The following is a 15,902-nucleotide window of genomic DNA, read 5'->3' on the forward strand; positions in this document are numbered from 1 at the left end:
GAGATGTTTGAAATGTCGAGCGACTGATCAGACGCCCAACGACTTCAGTTTTCGATGCAGCGCCGAGCGCTCCATGCCGACAAATTCCGCCGTACGCGAGATATTGCCGCCGAAGCGGTTGATCTGAGCGATGAGGTAATCGCGCTCGAACATCTCGCGGGCTTCGCGCAGCGGCAATGTCATGATGTGATAATCGTTCTTGGCGGATACCTTCGGCAGCATGTCGCCGAGGTCGGTCGGCAGCATTTCCGCCGTGATCGGCGTTTCTGCGCCATCGGAGCGTGCCAGGATCATCAGCCGCTCGATATTGTTGCGCAGCTGGCGGATGTTGCCCGGCCAGTCATGTGCCTGCAGCACGGCCATGGCGTCGTCACCGATCCGGCGCGGACGGATGCCGGCCTGCTCGGATATCTGGCGCATCAGCTGATCCACTAGGAAGGGAACGTCCTCGCGGCGTTCGGCAAGGGCAGGCACACGCACGGGCACGACGGCCAGACGGTGATAGAGATCCTCGCGGAACAGGCCCTCGGCGATGCGGCTCTCGAGATTATAGGCCGTGGACGAGATGATGCGGACGTCCACCTTGACGCGCTTGGAGCCGCCGACGCGCTCGAACTGCTGATCGACGAGCACGCGCAGGATCTTGTTCTGCGTCTCGCGCGGCATTTCGCCGACTTCATCGAGATAGAGAATGCCGCGATGGGCCTCTTCCAGGGCGCCGATCTTGCGCGCCTGCCCCGGCGAGCCTTCTGTGCCGAAGAGAGCGATTTCCATGCGCTCCGGTGTGATCGTCGCGGCATTCAGCGCCACGAAGGGACCATTCGCGCGGGTCGACTTCTTGTGGATCATCCGCGCGACGAGCTCCTTGCCGGAGCCCGACGGGCCGAAGATCATGACGCGGCTGTTGGTGGGCGATACCTTGTCGATCGTCTGGCGCAGCTGCGAAACGGCAACCGAGGTGCCGATAAGCTCCACGGCGTCGCCGGTGCGGCGCTTCAACTCGGAGACCTCACGCTTCAGCTTGGAATTTTCGAGCGCGCGCTCGGCAATCAGGATCAGACGATCGGCCTTGAACGGCTTTTCGATGAAATCGAAGGCGCCGCGCTTGATGGCGGAGACGGCCGTCTCGATATTGCCGTGACCGGAGATCATGACAACAGGCAGTTCCGGATGGCGCGCCTTGATTTCGTCGAGCAACGCAAGACCATCGAGCTTGCTGCCCTGCATCCATATATCGAGGAAGATCAGCCGCGGCGCGCGATCGGAAATCGCGGCGAGCGCGCTGTCGCTGTCGTGTGCCGTGCGGGTTTCGTGCCCTTCATCGGAGAGAATGCCCGAAACGATTTCGCGAATGTCTTCCTCGTCATCCACTACGAGAATGTCAGATGCCATAAACGCTTTCCTTGTCACTTGCTGTGTGGGCGACGGTGGCCTGCTCACGGCGCGGCAGATGCACGCGGATCATGGCTCCCCTGCCCTGGTCGAAATCGGCCGGCGCGTCGTGGAGTTCGATCTGCCCGCCATGGTCTTCAATGATCTTCTTGACGATGGCGAGACCGAGGCCCGTACCTTTCTCGCGCATGGTCATATAGGGTTCGAGAATGCTGTGCCGGTTTTCCACCGGCAGGCCGCGGCCATTGTCGATGACATCGACGGTGAAACGATCCCGCTCCGGATCGAGCGACGAACGCACCAGGACCTTCGGCTGCTCGCGCGCCTGATCGCTCGGCACGCCTTCGATCGCCTCGACGGCATTCTTGATGAGATTGCCGAAGGCCTGACCGAGCATTCGCGCATCGAACATGCCCTCCAGCCGTTCGTCGCCCAGCTCACGCTCGAACTGGACATGCGTATTGCCCATTTCGCGCAGGAACACGGCGTCGCGCAGAATATCGCGCAGATCGGTCGGCTCCATGGTCGGCTTCGGCATACGGGCGAAGGAGGAGAACTCGTCGACCATGCGGCCGATATCGCCCACCTGCCGGATGATCGTATCCGTGCACTGGTCGAAAATCGGACGGTCTGCATCGGCGATATTCTTGCCGAAGCGGCGGCGGATGCGCTCGGCAGACAGCTGGATCGGCGTCAGCGGATTCTTGATCTCATGCGCAATGCGGCGCGCAACGTCTGCCCAGGCGGTCGAGCGCTGCGCAATCACCAGATCGGTGATGTCGTCGAGCGTGATGACATAGGATTCGTTGGCATCGCGTGATTCCTCGCGCGTCACCTGGACGCTGAGCGTGCGCACCGTTCCGCCGCGAACGAGGCTGATCTGCTTGCGGAAATCGCTGCGATGGCGCGTCGTCGCCTCAGTCACGACTTGATCGACCTCGGGGGCGATTTCCGACAGGTTCTTGCCGATCAGCTCGTCGCTCTTGAGCGTCAGCAGGTCTTCAGCCGAAGTATTGACGATGGTGATGCGCCGGTCATGCTCGACACCGATGACAGCCGCCGTCACACCCGACAGAACGGCCTCGATGAAGCGGCGGCGGTCGTCCACCTCGTCCTTCGCTTCAAGGATTTCATCGCGCTGGGTGCGAATTTCCGAGATCATCTTGTTGAAGGTGCGCGACAGGCTGCCGACGTCGCCATCGGCAGACCGCACGGGCACCAGCACGTTCATATTGCCCGACGCGACATTGTCCGCAGCACTGATGAGGAGGCGAATCGGCCTGACGATACGGTCGGCGATCGCAATCGCGGTCCAGATCGCGGCCAGCAGCACGATGAGCGCGAAGCCGATGTAAAGAACGGCGAAGGCGATCTGGAGCGACATGCGCCCTGCTTCCATCGCCTTGTATTCGACGGTGTTGTCCTCGACCATGCGCATGGCGTTCATGACGCGCGGGTCGACGGCACGCACTGTGTAGAGGAACGAGCCGGGAATTTCATCAAGCTTGATGACTGCGCCGACAAGGTTGGTCACCCCTGGCGGAATGAGTGTCGGCTGGCCGTTGGCGGAGGAATCGAGCGCATCCTTCGGAATGGCCGGAAGCGGCCGTTCGGTCTTGATCTCGGCCTGGACGATCGCACTGCCGTCGCGGCGCACGAGGAAGGCGCCCAGCAAGCCGCGCCCACGTGCCTGCCGGGTCATCAAATCGGCGAAGCCGGTGCGGTCGAGATTGAACAGCGAGCGATTGCGCTCCAGATCGTTCGCCATCGACACGGTCTGGCCCTGCAGATAGCTCGCATTCTCCATCAGATAGGCTTGCGCGACGTTCTGCGAGGAACTGATGATCTGCTGCGTGCGAACGCCGAACCAGCGGTCGAGGCCGACATTGAGCGTCAGGCTCGCGACGATGGCGACGAGAATGGCCGGCGTGATCGCCACGATCGAGAAAAGAACGACGATGCGAATATGGAGCCGAGCCGCGGCGCGGCCACGGCTGCGCGCCTTCATCAGCCGCGCGACTTCGCGGGCGATCAGGGCAATCAGTCCCAGCACGAAGAGACCGTTGATCACGACCGAGGTGAAGACGACCGACGATGTCGGGGCGATCGGCGTCAACCCAAGCAGCATCAGCAGGGTCGCAATGGCACACAGAAGCGCCCCACCAGCCAGGATGAGACCCGGCAGGGCAAAGGAAGCACGGCGGTCCGTCACCTTGACAACCGCCTCGTCGCTCGCCGCCGGCGACACCGCGTCCTGCATCATTCCCATCAATCTCCACGCCCGAGCGACGATCGACGCCCTGGTCAAAATCGCACCGCCGCTTATTTGGCATTTGCGTGCGCGACAGGCAGAGGCGGGAACTGTCGTTCGGTTTCGCATAGGAGCGAAACCTTTACTTCATATCACCCTTGCAACTACCTGAAAAATCTGACGAACTTTCGTTTTCCGAAGAGCAAGCCAAATGAATCGCCACTGCAAAGACGACGAATCAACTGCGTGACCTTTAAGCAACGCATTGTGGCGAAAATGCAACGCATCTGATCGCATTGTCAAGCCGTTCGGGAGCTTCTGTAAACCGAAACTCCCAGTTCTCTGATCTTTTTACGCAACGTATTGCGGTTGAGGCCCAAAAGATCGGCGGCCTTGATCTGGTTGCCGCGCGTCGCGGTCAAGGCCGCGAGAATCAGCGGATATTCCATTTCTGTCAGCACGCGGTCGTAAAGGCCGGGCGGCGGCAGATTGTCGCCGAAACCGGCGAAATAGGTCCGCATGTTTTCCTCCACCGCCTGGGCGATGGTCATGGAGCCGGTGCGGACCGGGCCTTTTTCGATCGGGCTGTCGGGCACGTCGGCCCGCAGTTCCGCGTCGATGATTTCCTTGGTGATAACATCCTGCGGATAGAGCGCCATCAGCCGGCGAATGAGGTTTTCCAGTTCGCGAACATTGCCCGGCCAGGGATAGGCCTTCATCAGTTCGAGCGCTTCCTGGTCGAAGCGCTTGGAACCCAGCCCCTCCTTCTCGGCCTGCTGCACGAAATGGCGCACGAGATCCGGAATATCCTCGGCGCGGTCGCGCAGCGGCGGCAGGCGCAACGGCACGACGTTGAGACGATAATAGAGGTCCTCGCGGAACAGGCCCTGATTGATCGCCTGCTTCAGGTCCTTGTTGGTGGCCGCGACGATGCGGACATCGGTGCGGATCGGCGTGCGGCCGCCGACGGTCGTATATTCGCCCTGCTGCAGCACACGCAGCAGGCGTGTCTGCGCATCCATCGGCATATCGCCGATTTCGTCGAGAAACAGCGTACCGCCTTCCGCCTGCTCGAAACGGCCGGTCGAGCGGGTCTGAGCACCGGTGAAAGCGCCCTTCTCATGACCGAACAGTTCGGATTCGATCAGATCGCGCGGGATCGCAGCCATGTTGATGGCAACGAAAGGCCCATTGCGGCGCTTGCCGTAATCATGCAGGGCGCGCGCCACCAGCTCCTTGCCGGTGCCGGATTCGCCGGTGATCATCAGCGTGAGATCGGTCTGCATCAGGCGCGCGAGCACGCGATAGATTTCCTGCATCGCGGCTGAACGCCCCACAAGCGGCATGCCGTCCTGCATGTCGTCGTCAAGCTTTGCCGGCTTGCGCTTCGGTTCGGACAGGGCACGGCCGACGATCGCGATCAGCTCCGTCAGGTCGAACGGCTTCGGAAGATAATCGTAAGCGCCCTTTTCGGACGCCTTGATTGCCGTCATGAAGGTATTCTGCGCGCTCATGACGAGCACGGGCAGATCCGGCCTCGCCTTCTTGATACGCGGCAATAGATCGAATGCGTTTTCATCAGGCATGACGACGTCGGTTACGACGAGGTCGCCTTCGCCGGCCGAGACCCAACGCCAGAGCGTGGCGGCGTTGGATGTAATGCGCACATCGTAACCCGCGCGGCTCAGAGCCTGGTTGAGCACGGTGCGGATGGCCGCATCGTCATCGGCGACAAGGATCGTGGCTGTCATCGAGTAGTCCCTGTAGAGTTCGGAAGGGGGGCATCTTCTGGGGTAATGCCCTTGGAGGCGGGCATCAAAACGCGGAAAGTGGTACGATGGTTCTGGCTGTCGCATTCGACAATGCCGCCATGGTCGCCGATGATCTTGGCGACCAGCGCAAGGCCGAGGCCGGTTCCATTCGTCTTCGTGGTGATGAACGGATCAAAGAGATGCGGCACGAGATCGGCCGGTACGCCCGGGCCGTTGTCGATGACGCAGAATTCCAGCGGCAGCGAGATTTTTTCGCGTGTGCCGGCGACCGAAAGCCGGATGCCGGGGCGATAGGCCGTCGTCAGCATGATCTCGCCATCCTGACGGTCGCCAACCGCTTCAGCGGCATTCTTCACCAGATTGAGGAAGACCTGCACGAGCTGATCCCGGTTTGCGAAGACCGCCGGCAGCGACGGATCGTAATTCTCTGAGATCTTGATGTTGCGGGCAAAGCCCGCCTTGGCGACAGCCTTCACATGATCGAGCACAGAGTGGATGTTGACGGGGACACGATCGACGGGCCGCTCGTCGGAGAAAACCTCCATGCGGTCGACCAGCGAAACGATGCGGTCCGTCTCGTCGCAGATGAGGCGCGTCAGCGCGCGATCATCGTCCTCGACCGACTGTTCGAGCAGCTGAGCGGCGCCGCGAATGCCCGACAGCGGGTTCTTGATCTCATGCGCCAGCATGGAGGCAAGGCCGGTGACCGAACGGGCGGCGGCGCGATGCGTCAGCTGCCGGTCGATCTTGTCGGCCATGGAGCGTTCCTGGAACACCACCACGACGGAACCCGGGTCGCTGGAAACCGGCGCAACATAGATATCCACCAGCTTGTCCTGCCCCAAACGCGGCGAACTGAGGTCGACACGATACTCGTTGACAGGCGCGCGGCGCTCGCGCACCTGATCGATCAACGCCAACAAAGGGCTGCCGAAGGGAATGAAGGTCGAAATCTTGTAGCGCGACAGATGGGACGCGCTTGCGCCAAAGAAGGCCTCCGCCTCCCAGTTGGCGAAAGCAATCAAGCCGGCCTCGTCGACCATGACGACGGGATTCTGGATCGCGTTGAGAACCGCCATTGCCACGGAGTTGGCCGAGATGTCACCGGCGCCGGAGCTGGAGCTGGATTTCGAAGTCATGCAGCCTCCTGAACGCATTGGGCAAGATTGGCGCCGGCGTGCAGCGCGGCAAGGAAGGATGCAGCCACCTCGCCGCTCTCTTTCGACGTCATGATTTTCACCTTGTCGGCACCTGCCGTCGCCGGCGCATAGCGATCGAGATACCAGGCGAGATGCTTGCGGGCATGGCGAATGCCGACCGCTTCGCCATAAAACTCCAGCATCATGCGATAATGTTCGAGTGCGATCTCGACGATCTCCTGGCGGCTCGGCTCGCGGTGACCGGCCAATACGCCTGCATGCCATGGGCGGCCCTGACAGCCCCGGCCGATCATCACGGCATCGGCACCGGAGCGGCGCAGGATTTCCTCGGCGTCTTCCTCCGTTTCCACATCGCCATTGGCGACAAGCGGAATGGTGATGGCATCGCGCACGGCGCGGATCGCATCCCAATCCGCCCTGCCCTCATAGAACTGCATGCGCGTGCGGCCATGAATGGTCACGAGCTGGACACCGGCCTCTTCGGCCCGGCGGGCGATATGAGGCGCGTTGATGGAATTCTCGTCCCAGCCCAGCCGCATCTTGAGTGTCACGGGAATGTTCACCGCCCGGACCGTCGCCTCGATCAATGTCAGCGCGTGGTCCGGGTCGCGCATCAGCGCCGAGCCGGAATAGCCGCCGATCACCTTCTTGGCGGGACATCCCATATTGATATCGATGATATCGGCACCATTGTCGGCGGCAATTTTCGCCGCTTCGGCCATCCAATGGCCCTCGCGACCGGCAAGCTGCACCATATGCGGCTTCAATCCCGCGCTTTTCAAACGCGCCCAGGATTCAGCCGTATTCTGCACGAGCTCGCGGCTAGCGACCATTTCCGTGACGACCAAGCCCGCCCCATAACGCAATGCGAGCTGCCGGAAAGGAAGATCGGTCACGCCCGACATCGGTGCCAGGATCACACGATTCCGGATAGGCACGGAACCGATGGAAAATGGGGCTGCAAGCTTGGAAGACAGCAAATGATTATCTTTCGGGCACACTATACATCTGCACTATTTTTAGACACGCTTTGAAAGTTTGCCAAGGGGGTTTGAAGAATCCCGATATTTTTTGGGCAGATGCTGGAAAATACTCCGTCGAGGCGATAGACCCTGCTGAAGCAGGGTCCCGTTTGGCGATCTATTTAGCATGTGCTTGTTCAAAAGAAAGCTCTGTGCTTTTCAAGGCCATGCGAGGGACCGAGCCTTTTATCCTTCGGGGGTTATGACGCAAATGCATCCAACGCAACCGTTATCGGTGGGAATCGTGATCGTTGCCGCCGGGCGCGGTGAACGGGCGGGCTCTCCGGAAGAAGGCCCCAAGCAATATCGCCCGATCGGCGGCAGAGCGGTTATTGCGCATACGCTTGAAAGATTCGTGACATGGCCGCAGGCAGCGAAGATCGTCATCGTCATCCATCGCGACGATGAAAATCTGCTCCGCTCGGCGCTGGAGCAGGTTGCAGGACTGCCTGATGTCGAGATCGCCTTCGGCGGCGCGACGCGCCAACAATCGGTACTTGCCGGATTGCGTGCGTTGAAAGACAGCGGCGTGACGCATGTGATGATCCACGATGCCGTGCGTCCCTTCTTCGACCATGACCTGCTCGACCGAGTGGCCGCAGCACTTGCGGATGGCGCACCGGCGGTATTGCCCGCCATGCCTGTCACCGATACGCTGAAGCGCGGCAATGCAGAAGGACTGGTCGTCGAAACCGTCTCCCGCGCCGGGCTTCACGCCGCACAGACGCCGCAATCCTTTCGCCTTGCCGATATTCTTGCCGCCCATGAAAAGGCCGATTCCGGCGGCAGGACCGATTTCACCGACGATGCCTCGATCGCGGAATGGCGCGGACTGCCGGTAAAGCTCGTGACCGGCAGCGCCGACAATGTGAAGCTGACGATCAAGAGGGATATTGCCATGGCCGATGAAAAGCTGAGTGCCGGCCTGCTGCCAGACGTGCGCACCGGCAATGGCTACGACGTGCACCAGCTGGAACCCGGCGACGGCGTGACGCTGTGCGGCGTGTTCATTGCGCATGATCAGAAGCTGAAGGGGCATTCAGATGCCGATGTTGCCCTGCATGCCCTGACGGATGCGTTGCTGGCCACCTGCGGCGCCGGCGATATCGGCGATCATTTTCCGCCCTCCGATCCCCAGTGGAAAGGCGCACCATCCCGCATCTTTATCGAACATGCGGCAAAGATCGTGCGCGAACGCGGCGGCACCATTATGAACGCGGATGTCTCGCTGATCGCAGAGGCGCCGAAAGTCGGGCCGCATCGCGACGTGATGCGCGCCAGGCTTTCGGAGTTTCTCGATATCAGCATCGATCGCTGCTCGGTCAAGGCAACGACGAACGAGAAGATCGGCTTTGTCGGCCGCCGCGAAGGCATCGCAGCCATTGCGACGGCGACCGTCGTCTATCGCGGAGGCAAGGCATAATGCATTTTCCCGATGAAGTTATCGCGCTGGCGCAAAGGATCGTGACGGATTTCACGGCAAAAGGCTGGATGGTCGCCACGGCCGAATCCTGCACCGGCGGGCTTATCGCCGGCGCGTTGACGGAAATCCCCGGTTCTTCGGCGGTGGTCGATCGCGGCTTCGTCACCTATACCAATACCGCCAAGATGGAGATGCTCGGCGTTCAGGAGCAGACGCTGGCGCAATTCGGCGCCGTATCAAAGGAAACGGCGCTGCAGATGGTGCATGGCGCCCTCTTCCGCTCCCGGGCCGATTTTGCCGTAGCGGTGACCGGTATTGCCGGCCCCGGCGGCGGCTCAGCAGAAAAACCGGTTGGGCTCGTCCACCTCGCCGCCAAGGCGCGGAGCGGTATGCTGATCCATCACGAAATGCGTTACGGCGATATCGGCCGCGACAAGGTCCGGCTCGCCACGTTGAACACCGCGCTGGAGATGCTTGTCGCGCTCAGCCAATAAGCAGGCGCGGCTTCAAGCATATATCTTGCTCGCGCGCGTCTCGAAGGCATCCGTGAACATGCGGAAGGCCCGATCGAACATCGACCCCATCAAAGCGCCGAGAATGCGGCTCTTGAACTCATAGTCGATGAAGAAATCAATGCTGCAACCGCCGTTTTCCGACGGCGTAAAGCGCCAGCGATTGTCGAGATATTTGAAGGGCCCGTCGATATATTTCACATCGATCGCGCGCTCCGCCTTGTTCAACAGCACCTGCGTCGTGAAGGTCTCGCGGATCGCTTTATAGCCAACGGTCATATCGGCAATCAGCAAGGTCTTGCCGTCGCGCTCCTTGCGGTTGCGGACCGTGAGCGCATCGCAAAGCGGCAGGAATTCGGGATAGCGCTCCACGTCGGCGACGAGGTCGAACATCTGGTCGGGCGAATGGGGAACGGGGCGATGGGTTTCAAACTGAGGCATGAGCCGCAATTAAGCAGGACGGCCGAGAAGATCAAGGAGCTGACGCATTTCGCCGCGGGATTTCAGCTGCAAAACCGGGACATCAGGGCCGTGTTCGGCAAGTCCGGCAAGGACCCTGGGCGTGAATTTCTCCTCAAATGTCCAGATGAAGCGCAGGAAATCCCAATCGACTTTCTCTATGCAGCCAGGCGCCATCTCCGGTCGCGTGCGACCCATCCATTTGAGCCAGCGGGAAACGGCGCCCCATATGCATAGCACGCGGGGCATCCGCACCCATATGACCAAATCCGTGCGCGGCAGGCGTATGTCGAATGTCGAGGGATTGGTCCCGTCCATGATCCATCGCTCGCCCTGCACCTTGGTGACGATGATGGCGCGCTGCTCCGCCTTGTCGCGCTGAACCCAGCCGGGCAGCCACAAAACATCACGATCGATCGACACATAGGCAAGGCCAAAGCGGGCGGCAATCTTCTGCGACAGGGTCGACTTGCCGCCGCCGGAGCAGCCGATGACGAGGATTCGGCCTGCCTTTTCGAGGATGCGAGCTGCCTCATCTATATCGACGGAACGGACAAGCGCATGTGGCGCGACGATCTGCTCCACGGTACAGCTCCATAATCGAATCGAAAGTGCCGATACCGCTGACAAACGGCGGCGTGTTCCCTAGGCCGCGTCGATGACAAATAAATGACGGAACAACGAAAAACCGCGGCGCAATCGCCGCGGTTCGGTCAAAGGCAAATTCATCCGGCTGGGCTTATTCCGCCGCCAGTAGAACCTTCTTCTCGCGGGCAGCACGCAGCCGCGCGAAATCGTCGCCGGCATGATGCGACGAGCGTGTCAGCGGGCTGGAAGCGACCATCAGGAAGCCCTTGGTGTAGGCCACGGTTTCGTAGGACTTGAACTCTTCCGGCGTGACGAAGCTCATCACCTGATGATGTTTGCGCGTCGGCTGCAGATACTGGCCGATGGTCAGGAAGTCGACGTCTGCGGTGCGCAGGTCGTCCATCAGCTGCAGCACTTCGTTGCGCTCCTCGCCGAGGCCGACCATGATGCCCGACTTGGTGAACATGGTCGGATCCAGTTCCTTGACCCGCTGCAGCAGGCGGACGGAGTGGAAGTAGCGCGCGCCGGGACGAACCGTCAGGTAATTGCCGGGCACGGTTTCCAGATTGTGGTTGAAGACGTCGGGCTTGGCGGCAACGACACGCTCCAAAGCGCCCGGCTTCTTCAGGAAGTCCGGCGTCAGGATCTCGATCGTGGTCGAGGGCGAAGCGGCGCGGATCGCCCAAATCACCTTCTCGAAATGCTCAGCGCCGCCATCTTCCAGATCGTCGCGGTCGACCGAGGTGATAACCACGTGGCTGAGGCCCATCTGCTTGACGGCCTTGGCGACATTTTCCGGCTCCGCCATGTCGAGCGCATTCGGCTTGCCGGTCGCGACATTGCAGAAGGCGCAGGCACGGGTACAGATTTCGCCCATGATCATAAAGGTGGCGTGCTTCTTGTCCCAGCACTCGCCGATATTCGGGCAACCGGCCTCCTCGCAGACCGTGACGAGCTTGTGCTCCTTCACGATCGAACGGGTTTCGGCATAACCCTTCGATGTCGGCGCCTTCACGCGGATCCAGTCCGGCTTGCGCATGACTTCCGTATCCGGCCGATGCGCCTTTTCCGGGTGTCGCACGCGCTTGGCGTCCGGGTTGATCGTGTCGAGAATGGTGACCATGGAACGTCTACTTTCCGCCGCTTGAAATGCGGCCCTTCATCGCCGAGCGAATTTGGCGAGGAATATCAGAATGCATGCACCGATGAAACCGGTGATGAAAAAGCCAAGCCGGCCGCCGGGAACGCCGACATGCAGAGCGACCAGAAGCCCCGCAGCAACAACCGAGCCGGCAATGCCGAGGATGATGTTCAGGATGATGCCGTAACGTGCATCCATCAGCTTGCCAGCGAGCCAGCCCGCAAGACCGCCGATGATGATCAGACCCAGCCAACCTACGCTTTCCATCAAACCCTCGTTCGGGCGCCCTTCAAGACAGTTCTTCCGGGCGTCGCCTTGCGTCTTAATGATGATGCTCTAAGCGATCAATCTCGCCAACAGCACCACGATGATCGCGCCGACCGTGGCATGGATGATCTCCACGACAAGCGCATTTTCAATACCGAGCGATATCCCGAAATAATGAAACAGGAAACCGCCCACGAAAGCGCCGATCACGCCGCTCACCAGGCAACTGATGAGTCCGCCGCCTCCAACGATCAGGCTCGCGAGGAAACCCGCGACCAGGCCGATGAGAAGAAAGACGATCCAACCTTCCGTCGTGATAGACATGTTGATTTCCTTTCCTGTTTTCCACCCTCTGGATAAAGGGCATGGCAGGAAATTATCAAGCGTTCAGCACCCGGCCGTAGGCATCCAGCACGGCTTCCTTCATCGTTTCCGATACGGTCGGATGCGGGAAGATCGTATGCATCAGTTCTTCTTCCGTCGTTTCCAGATTCATGGCTACGACGAAGCCCTGGATGAGTTCGGTCACTTCGGCGCCGACCATATGCGCGCCAAGCAGTTCGCCGGTCTTCTTGTCGAAGATGACCTTGCAGAGACCCTGATCCTCACCGAGCGCGATCGCCTTGCCGTTGGCAACGAAGGAGAAGCGGCCGACGCGGATATCGCGGCCGAGCTCCCTGGCCTTGGCTTCGGTCAGGCCGACGGAAGCGACCTGCGGCTGGCAATAGGTGCAGCCCGGAACCTTGCTCTTGTCAGTCGGATGAACGTTCGGCAGGCCGGCGATCTTCTCGATGCAGACGACGCCTTCGTGTTCGGCCTTGTGCGCCAGCATAGGCGGGCCGGCGACATCGCCGATCGCATAGATGCCGGGGACATTGGTCTTGCCGTAGCCGTCGATGACGACGCAGCCGCGATCGGTCTTGACGCCGAGCGCCTCGAGGCCGAGATTCTCGATATTGCCCTGAACGCCCACGGCCGAGATCATACGATCGGCAACGATCTGCTGAACCTTGCCGTCTTCGGTTTCGACATGGGCGGTGATGCTGTTGGCAGCCTTATCGACCTTCGTGACCTTGGCCTTGGTGAAGATCTTCAGGCCGCGCTTTTCCAGCTGCTTGCGAGCGATGCCGGAGATTTCGGCATCTTCGACCGGCATGATAGTCGGCATGACTTCGACGACGGTGACGTCGACGCCCATGGAGCGATAGAAGCTCGCGAATTCGATGCCGATCGCGCCCGAGCCCATGACGAGCAGCGACTTCGGCAGGAAATCCGGCTTCAGCGCTTCGAAATAGGTCCAGATCAGTTTGCCGTCCGGCTCGATGCCAGGCAGAGCGCGCGGACGGGCGCCGGTCGCGACGATGATATGCTTGGCGGTATAGGTGCCCTCGCCCTTGACGTTCTTCGGCACCGGATGCTGCGGCTCGACGACCGGCTTGGTCGACTTGCTGACGACGATTTCGCCTGGTTTGGTGATCTTGGCTTCGCCCCAGATTACGTCGACCTTGTTCTTCTTCATCAGGAAACCGACGCCGGTGTTCAAACGGGCGGAAACGCCGCGCGAGCGGGCAACCACCGCCTTCACATCCGCGCTCACCTTGCCTTCCAGAACGAGACCGTAATCCTTCAGATGGTTGGAATGATCGAGAATTTCGGCCGAACGGAGCAGCGCCTTCGTGGGAATGCAGCCCCAGTTGAGGCAGATGCCGCCCAGGTGCTCACGCTCGACGATCGCGGTCTTCAGGCCAAGCTGGCCAGCGCGCACGGCAGCGACATAACCGCCCGGACCGGAGCCGATGATAATGACGTCGTAATTCTCAGCCATGTGTTTCCTGCCTTATTGGTGGCGGCGGATCGAAGCCGACGCCTTGAATCTATCAGAGACCGAGCATCATCCGCACGATCGGCTCGAGGCCGCGACCGAGCGCCCGGGTGTTTTCCGCATCGAGATGAACGCCATCGAGCGGCGTGGTGACGGCGACCGTATTGGCATCGAAGAATCCGCATCCGAGTTCATCCGCCAAATCGCTGTAAAGCGTCGGCAGCTTGCTCGATTCATTGACCGCGCCGAGATAACTCGCAGCAAAGGCGGCATTCGCCGTCTCGGTAATCGCCGGCGGGGCGGCAATGAGAATGTCGGGCACCTCATAGTCGAACCCCCAAGCATGATTGCGCACCAGCTGGACCAAGCGGCTGATGCCCTGCAGAGCGGCAAAGGCCGAGCCGGCGACGACCGGTTTCATGTCGTTGGTGCCGAGCATGATGATCACGAGATCAAGGGGATTGTGGGTCTGCAGGATCGTCGGCAGGATTCTCGCGCCATTGCGGTCGCAATCGGCGAGATGATCGTCAAACGCCGTCGTGCGGCCGTTCAATCCTTCCGGGATCACGCGAACCTGGTTGCCGAGCGCCTTTTGCAAGACACTCGGCCACCGATCTTCATAGGCATGACGGCCGACCGTTTCGGCACTGTAGCCCCATGTCAGCGAGTCGCCGTAACACAGAACAGTCTTGGTCATTCATGCCCTCCGTGTTGCCAAAGCTCAGACGAGCATCCCCATCGGATTTTCGATGTAGCCCTTGAAGGCTGCCAGGAGCTCGGCGCCGAGCGCACCGTCGACGGCGCGGTGATCGGTCGACAGCGTGACGGTCATCACGTTGGCAATCACCATTTCGCCCTTCTTGACGATGACGCGCTGTTCGCCGGCGCCGACGGCCAGGATGGTCGCATGCGGCGGGTTGACGACGGCGGCGAAGTTCTTGACGCCCATCATGCCCATGTTCGACACCGCAGTCGTACCACCCTGATACTCCTCGGGCTTCAGCTTGCGCTCCTTGGCGCGCTTGCCGTAGTCCTTCATCTCGTTGGAGATGGTGGAGAGTGTCTTCTGCTCGGCGCTGCGGATGATCGGCGTAATCAGGCCGCCCGGAATGGACACGGCAACGCCAACATCGGCATGCTTGTGCTTGACCATGGCGCTGTCAGTCCAGGAGACGTTGGCATCCGGAACATCGCGCAATGCCAGCGCCAGGGCCTTGATGACCATGTCGTTGACCGAAAGCTTGTAGGCAGGCACGCCGTCCTTCGACTTCGGAGCGGAATCGTTGAGCTGCGTGCGGAGTGCCAGCAGCGCGTCGAGTTCGCAATCGACCGAGACGTAGAAGTGCGGGATCGTCTGCTTGGATTCCTGCAGGCGCTTGGCGATGGTCTTGCGCATGCCGTCATGCGGTACGAGCTCGTAGGAACCCTGCTCGAACAGCTTGAGGACGGCGTCGTCGGAGATGCCCTTCGGTGCGGCCGGAACAGCGGCTGCTGCCGGCTGAGCAGCCGGGGTTGCCGCGGGAGCAGCCTTGGCTGTGCCGCCGGAAACAGCAGCTTCGATGTCCTTCTTGACCACTCGGCCATGCGGGCCGGTGCCGGAAACCGCAGTCACATCGATGCCGGCTTCCTTGGCAAGACGGCGAGCGAGCGGCGAAGCGAAGGTACGATGACCGTCGCTCGCTGCCGGAGCCGATGCGGCGGGAGCTGGGGCGGGTGCGGCAGGAGCAGAAACGCTTGCCGGAGCCGGGGCAGCAGCAGGTGCTGCTTCCACCTTCGGGGCTTCCTTCGCAGCCGGAGCAGCAGCGGCGCCAGCGCCGGAAGCTGCCGCAGCGACATCTTCGCCATCGGCGGCAAGCACGGCGATCAGGGCATTGACCTTCACGCCTTCGGTACCAGCGGGAACGACGATCTTGGCGACGGTGCCCTCATCGACAGCCTCGACTTCCATCGTTGCCTTGTCAGTCTCGATCTCGGCGATGACATCGCCGGACTTGATCTTGTCGCCTTCCTTGACCAGCCACTTGGCGAGGTTGCCCTCTTCCATGGTCGGCGAGAGGGCAGGCATGGTGATGTTGATAGGCATCGATGAGCCC

Annotated in this window: 15 protein-coding genes; 2 read left to right on the top strand and 13 right to left on the bottom strand. The window is 61.0% G+C overall.

Going from position 1 to position 15,902, the window contains the following annotated elements; all coding sequences use genetic code 11:
* Positions 1–27 precede the first annotated feature (27 nt).
* From DQ393_RS05615 to dusB, 5 genes are all read right to left on the bottom strand, one after another.
* A complete protein-coding gene (locus DQ393_RS05615; protein ID WP_112340815.1) occupies positions 28–1,392 on the bottom strand; it encodes a sigma-54-dependent transcriptional regulator in 1,365 nt (454 codons plus the stop codon).
* Positions 1,382–3,655, bottom strand: coding sequence for a sensor histidine kinase NtrY-like (locus DQ393_RS05620; protein ID WP_112340816.1), 2,274 nt, complete (start codon positions 3,653–3,655; stop codon positions 1,382–1,384). Before DQ393_RS05620 ends, DQ393_RS05615 begins: the two co-directional genes overlap by 11 nt.
* Before the next feature lie 287 nt (positions 3,656–3,942).
* Complete coding sequence (gene ntrC / locus DQ393_RS05625) at positions 3,943–5,394, bottom strand: nitrogen regulation protein NR(I) (RefSeq protein ID WP_112340817.1); 1,452 nt, start codon at positions 5,392–5,394, stop codon at positions 3,943–3,945.
* On the bottom strand, positions 5,391–6,554 hold the full coding sequence (locus DQ393_RS05630) for a two-component system sensor histidine kinase NtrB (protein ID WP_112340818.1): 1,164 nt from the start codon (positions 6,552–6,554) through the stop codon (positions 5,391–5,393). Before DQ393_RS05630 ends, ntrC begins: the two co-directional genes overlap by 4 nt.
* Complete coding sequence (gene dusB / locus DQ393_RS05635) at positions 6,551–7,576, bottom strand: tRNA dihydrouridine synthase DusB (protein WP_181592288.1); 1,026 nt, start codon at positions 7,574–7,576, stop codon at positions 6,551–6,553. The genes DQ393_RS05630 and dusB overlap by 4 nt, the downstream gene beginning before the upstream one ends.
* 223 nt (positions 7,577–7,799) lie before the next feature.
* Here dusB and DQ393_RS05640 point away from each other — a divergent pair, with 223 nt between their 5' ends.
* Together DQ393_RS05640 and DQ393_RS05645 are read left to right on the top strand one after the other, a co-directional pair.
* On the top strand, positions 7,800–9,020 hold the full coding sequence (locus DQ393_RS05640) for a bifunctional 2-C-methyl-D-erythritol 4-phosphate cytidylyltransferase/2-C-methyl-D-erythritol 2,4-cyclodiphosphate synthase (RefSeq protein WP_112340820.1): 1,221 nt from the start codon (positions 7,800–7,802) through the stop codon (positions 9,018–9,020).
* Positions 9,020–9,514, top strand: a complete 495-nt coding sequence (locus DQ393_RS05645; RefSeq protein ID WP_210260771.1) for a CinA family protein — start codon at positions 9,020–9,022, stop codon at positions 9,512–9,514. The genes DQ393_RS05640 and DQ393_RS05645 overlap by 1 nt, the downstream gene beginning before the upstream one ends.
* Before the next feature lie 12 nt (positions 9,515–9,526).
* Here DQ393_RS05645 and DQ393_RS05650 read toward each other — a convergent pair whose 3' ends face one another.
* From DQ393_RS05650 to DQ393_RS05685, 8 genes are all read right to left on the bottom strand, one after another.
* Entirely contained in the window at positions 9,527–9,973 is a 447-nt protein-coding gene (locus tag DQ393_RS05650; RefSeq protein WP_112340821.1) for a type II toxin-antitoxin system RatA family toxin, read from the bottom strand.
* Between the two features lie 9 nt (positions 9,974–9,982).
* Positions 9,983–10,531 (bottom strand): AAA family ATPase, encoded by a 549-nt coding sequence (locus DQ393_RS05655; protein WP_432421984.1) that lies wholly within the window; start codon positions 10,529–10,531, stop codon positions 9,983–9,985.
* A 199-nt stretch (positions 10,532–10,730) separates the two neighbouring features.
* On the bottom strand, positions 10,731–11,702 hold the full coding sequence (lipA, locus tag DQ393_RS05660; protein WP_112340823.1) for a lipoyl synthase: 972 nt from the start codon (positions 11,700–11,702) through the stop codon (positions 10,731–10,733).
* A 36-nt stretch (positions 11,703–11,738) separates the two neighbouring features.
* Positions 11,739–11,987: a GlsB/YeaQ/YmgE family stress response membrane protein gene (locus tag DQ393_RS05665; protein WP_092715509.1), complete on the bottom strand. Its 249-nt coding sequence runs from the start codon at positions 11,985–11,987 to the stop codon at positions 11,739–11,741.
* Between the two features lie 69 nt (positions 11,988–12,056).
* Positions 12,057–12,311: a GlsB/YeaQ/YmgE family stress response membrane protein gene (locus tag DQ393_RS05670; RefSeq protein WP_112340824.1), complete on the bottom strand. Its 255-nt coding sequence runs from the start codon at positions 12,309–12,311 to the stop codon at positions 12,057–12,059.
* Between the two features lie 55 nt (positions 12,312–12,366).
* Positions 12,367–13,812, bottom strand: a complete 1,446-nt coding sequence (gene lpdA / locus DQ393_RS05675) for a dihydrolipoyl dehydrogenase (RefSeq protein WP_112340825.1) — start codon at positions 13,810–13,812, stop codon at positions 12,367–12,369.
* A gap of 52 nt (positions 13,813–13,864) precedes the next feature.
* Positions 13,865–14,506: an SGNH/GDSL hydrolase family protein gene (locus DQ393_RS05680; RefSeq protein WP_112340826.1), complete on the bottom strand. Its 642-nt coding sequence runs from the start codon at positions 14,504–14,506 to the stop codon at positions 13,865–13,867.
* A gap of 24 nt (positions 14,507–14,530) precedes the next feature.
* Entirely contained in the window at positions 14,531–15,892 is a 1,362-nt protein-coding gene (locus DQ393_RS05685) for a pyruvate dehydrogenase complex dihydrolipoamide acetyltransferase (RefSeq protein ID WP_112340827.1), read from the bottom strand.
* Positions 15,893–15,902: the final 10 nt, after the last annotated feature.

Origin of the sequence: Martinezella tropici, assembly GCF_003287875.1 — a bacterium.
Classification (GTDB): domain Bacteria; phylum Pseudomonadota; class Alphaproteobacteria; order Rhizobiales; family Rhizobiaceae; genus Rhizobium; species Rhizobium tropici_C.

Bases quoted from the DNA above. Each gene is read 5' to 3' on its own strand.
- DQ393_RS05615 (WP_112340815.1), bottom strand. From the start codon at position 1,392: ATGGCATCTGACATTCTCGTAGTGGATGACGAGGAAGACATTCGCGAA.
- DQ393_RS05620 (WP_112340816.1), bottom strand. From the start codon at position 3,655: ATGATGCAGGACGCGGTGTCGCCGGCGGCGAGCGACGAGGCGGTTGTC.
- ntrC (WP_112340817.1), bottom strand. From the start codon at position 5,394: ATGACAGCCACGATCCTTGTCGCCGATGACGATGCGGCCATCCGCACC.
- DQ393_RS05630 (WP_112340818.1), bottom strand. From the start codon at position 6,554: ATGACTTCGAAATCCAGCTCCAGCTCCGGCGCCGGTGACATCTCGGCC.
- DQ393_RS05640 (WP_112340820.1), top strand. From the start codon at position 7,800: ATGACGCAAATGCATCCAACGCAACCGTTATCGGTGGGAATCGTGATC.
- DQ393_RS05645 (WP_210260771.1), top strand. From the start codon at position 9,020: ATGCATTTTCCCGATGAAGTTATCGCGCTGGCGCAAAGGATCGTGACG.
- DQ393_RS05650 (WP_112340821.1), bottom strand. From the start codon at position 9,973: ATGCCTCAGTTTGAAACCCATCGCCCCGTTCCCCATTCGCCCGACCAG.
- lipA (WP_112340823.1), bottom strand. From the start codon at position 11,702: ATGGTCACCATTCTCGACACGATCAACCCGGACGCCAAGCGCGTGCGA.
- DQ393_RS05665 (WP_092715509.1), bottom strand. From the start codon at position 11,987: ATGGAAAGCGTAGGTTGGCTGGGTCTGATCATCATCGGCGGTCTTGCG.
- DQ393_RS05670 (WP_112340824.1), bottom strand. From the start codon at position 12,311: ATGTCTATCACGACGGAAGGTTGGATCGTCTTTCTTCTCATCGGCCTG.
- lpdA (WP_112340825.1), bottom strand. From the start codon at position 13,812: ATGGCTGAGAATTACGACGTCATTATCATCGGCTCCGGTCCGGGCGGT.
- DQ393_RS05680 (WP_112340826.1), bottom strand. From the start codon at position 14,506: ATGACCAAGACTGTTCTGTGTTACGGCGACTCGCTGACATGGGGCTAC.
- DQ393_RS05685 (WP_112340827.1), bottom strand. From the start codon at position 15,892: ATGCCTATCAACATCACCATGCCTGCCCTCTCGCCGACCATGGAAGAG.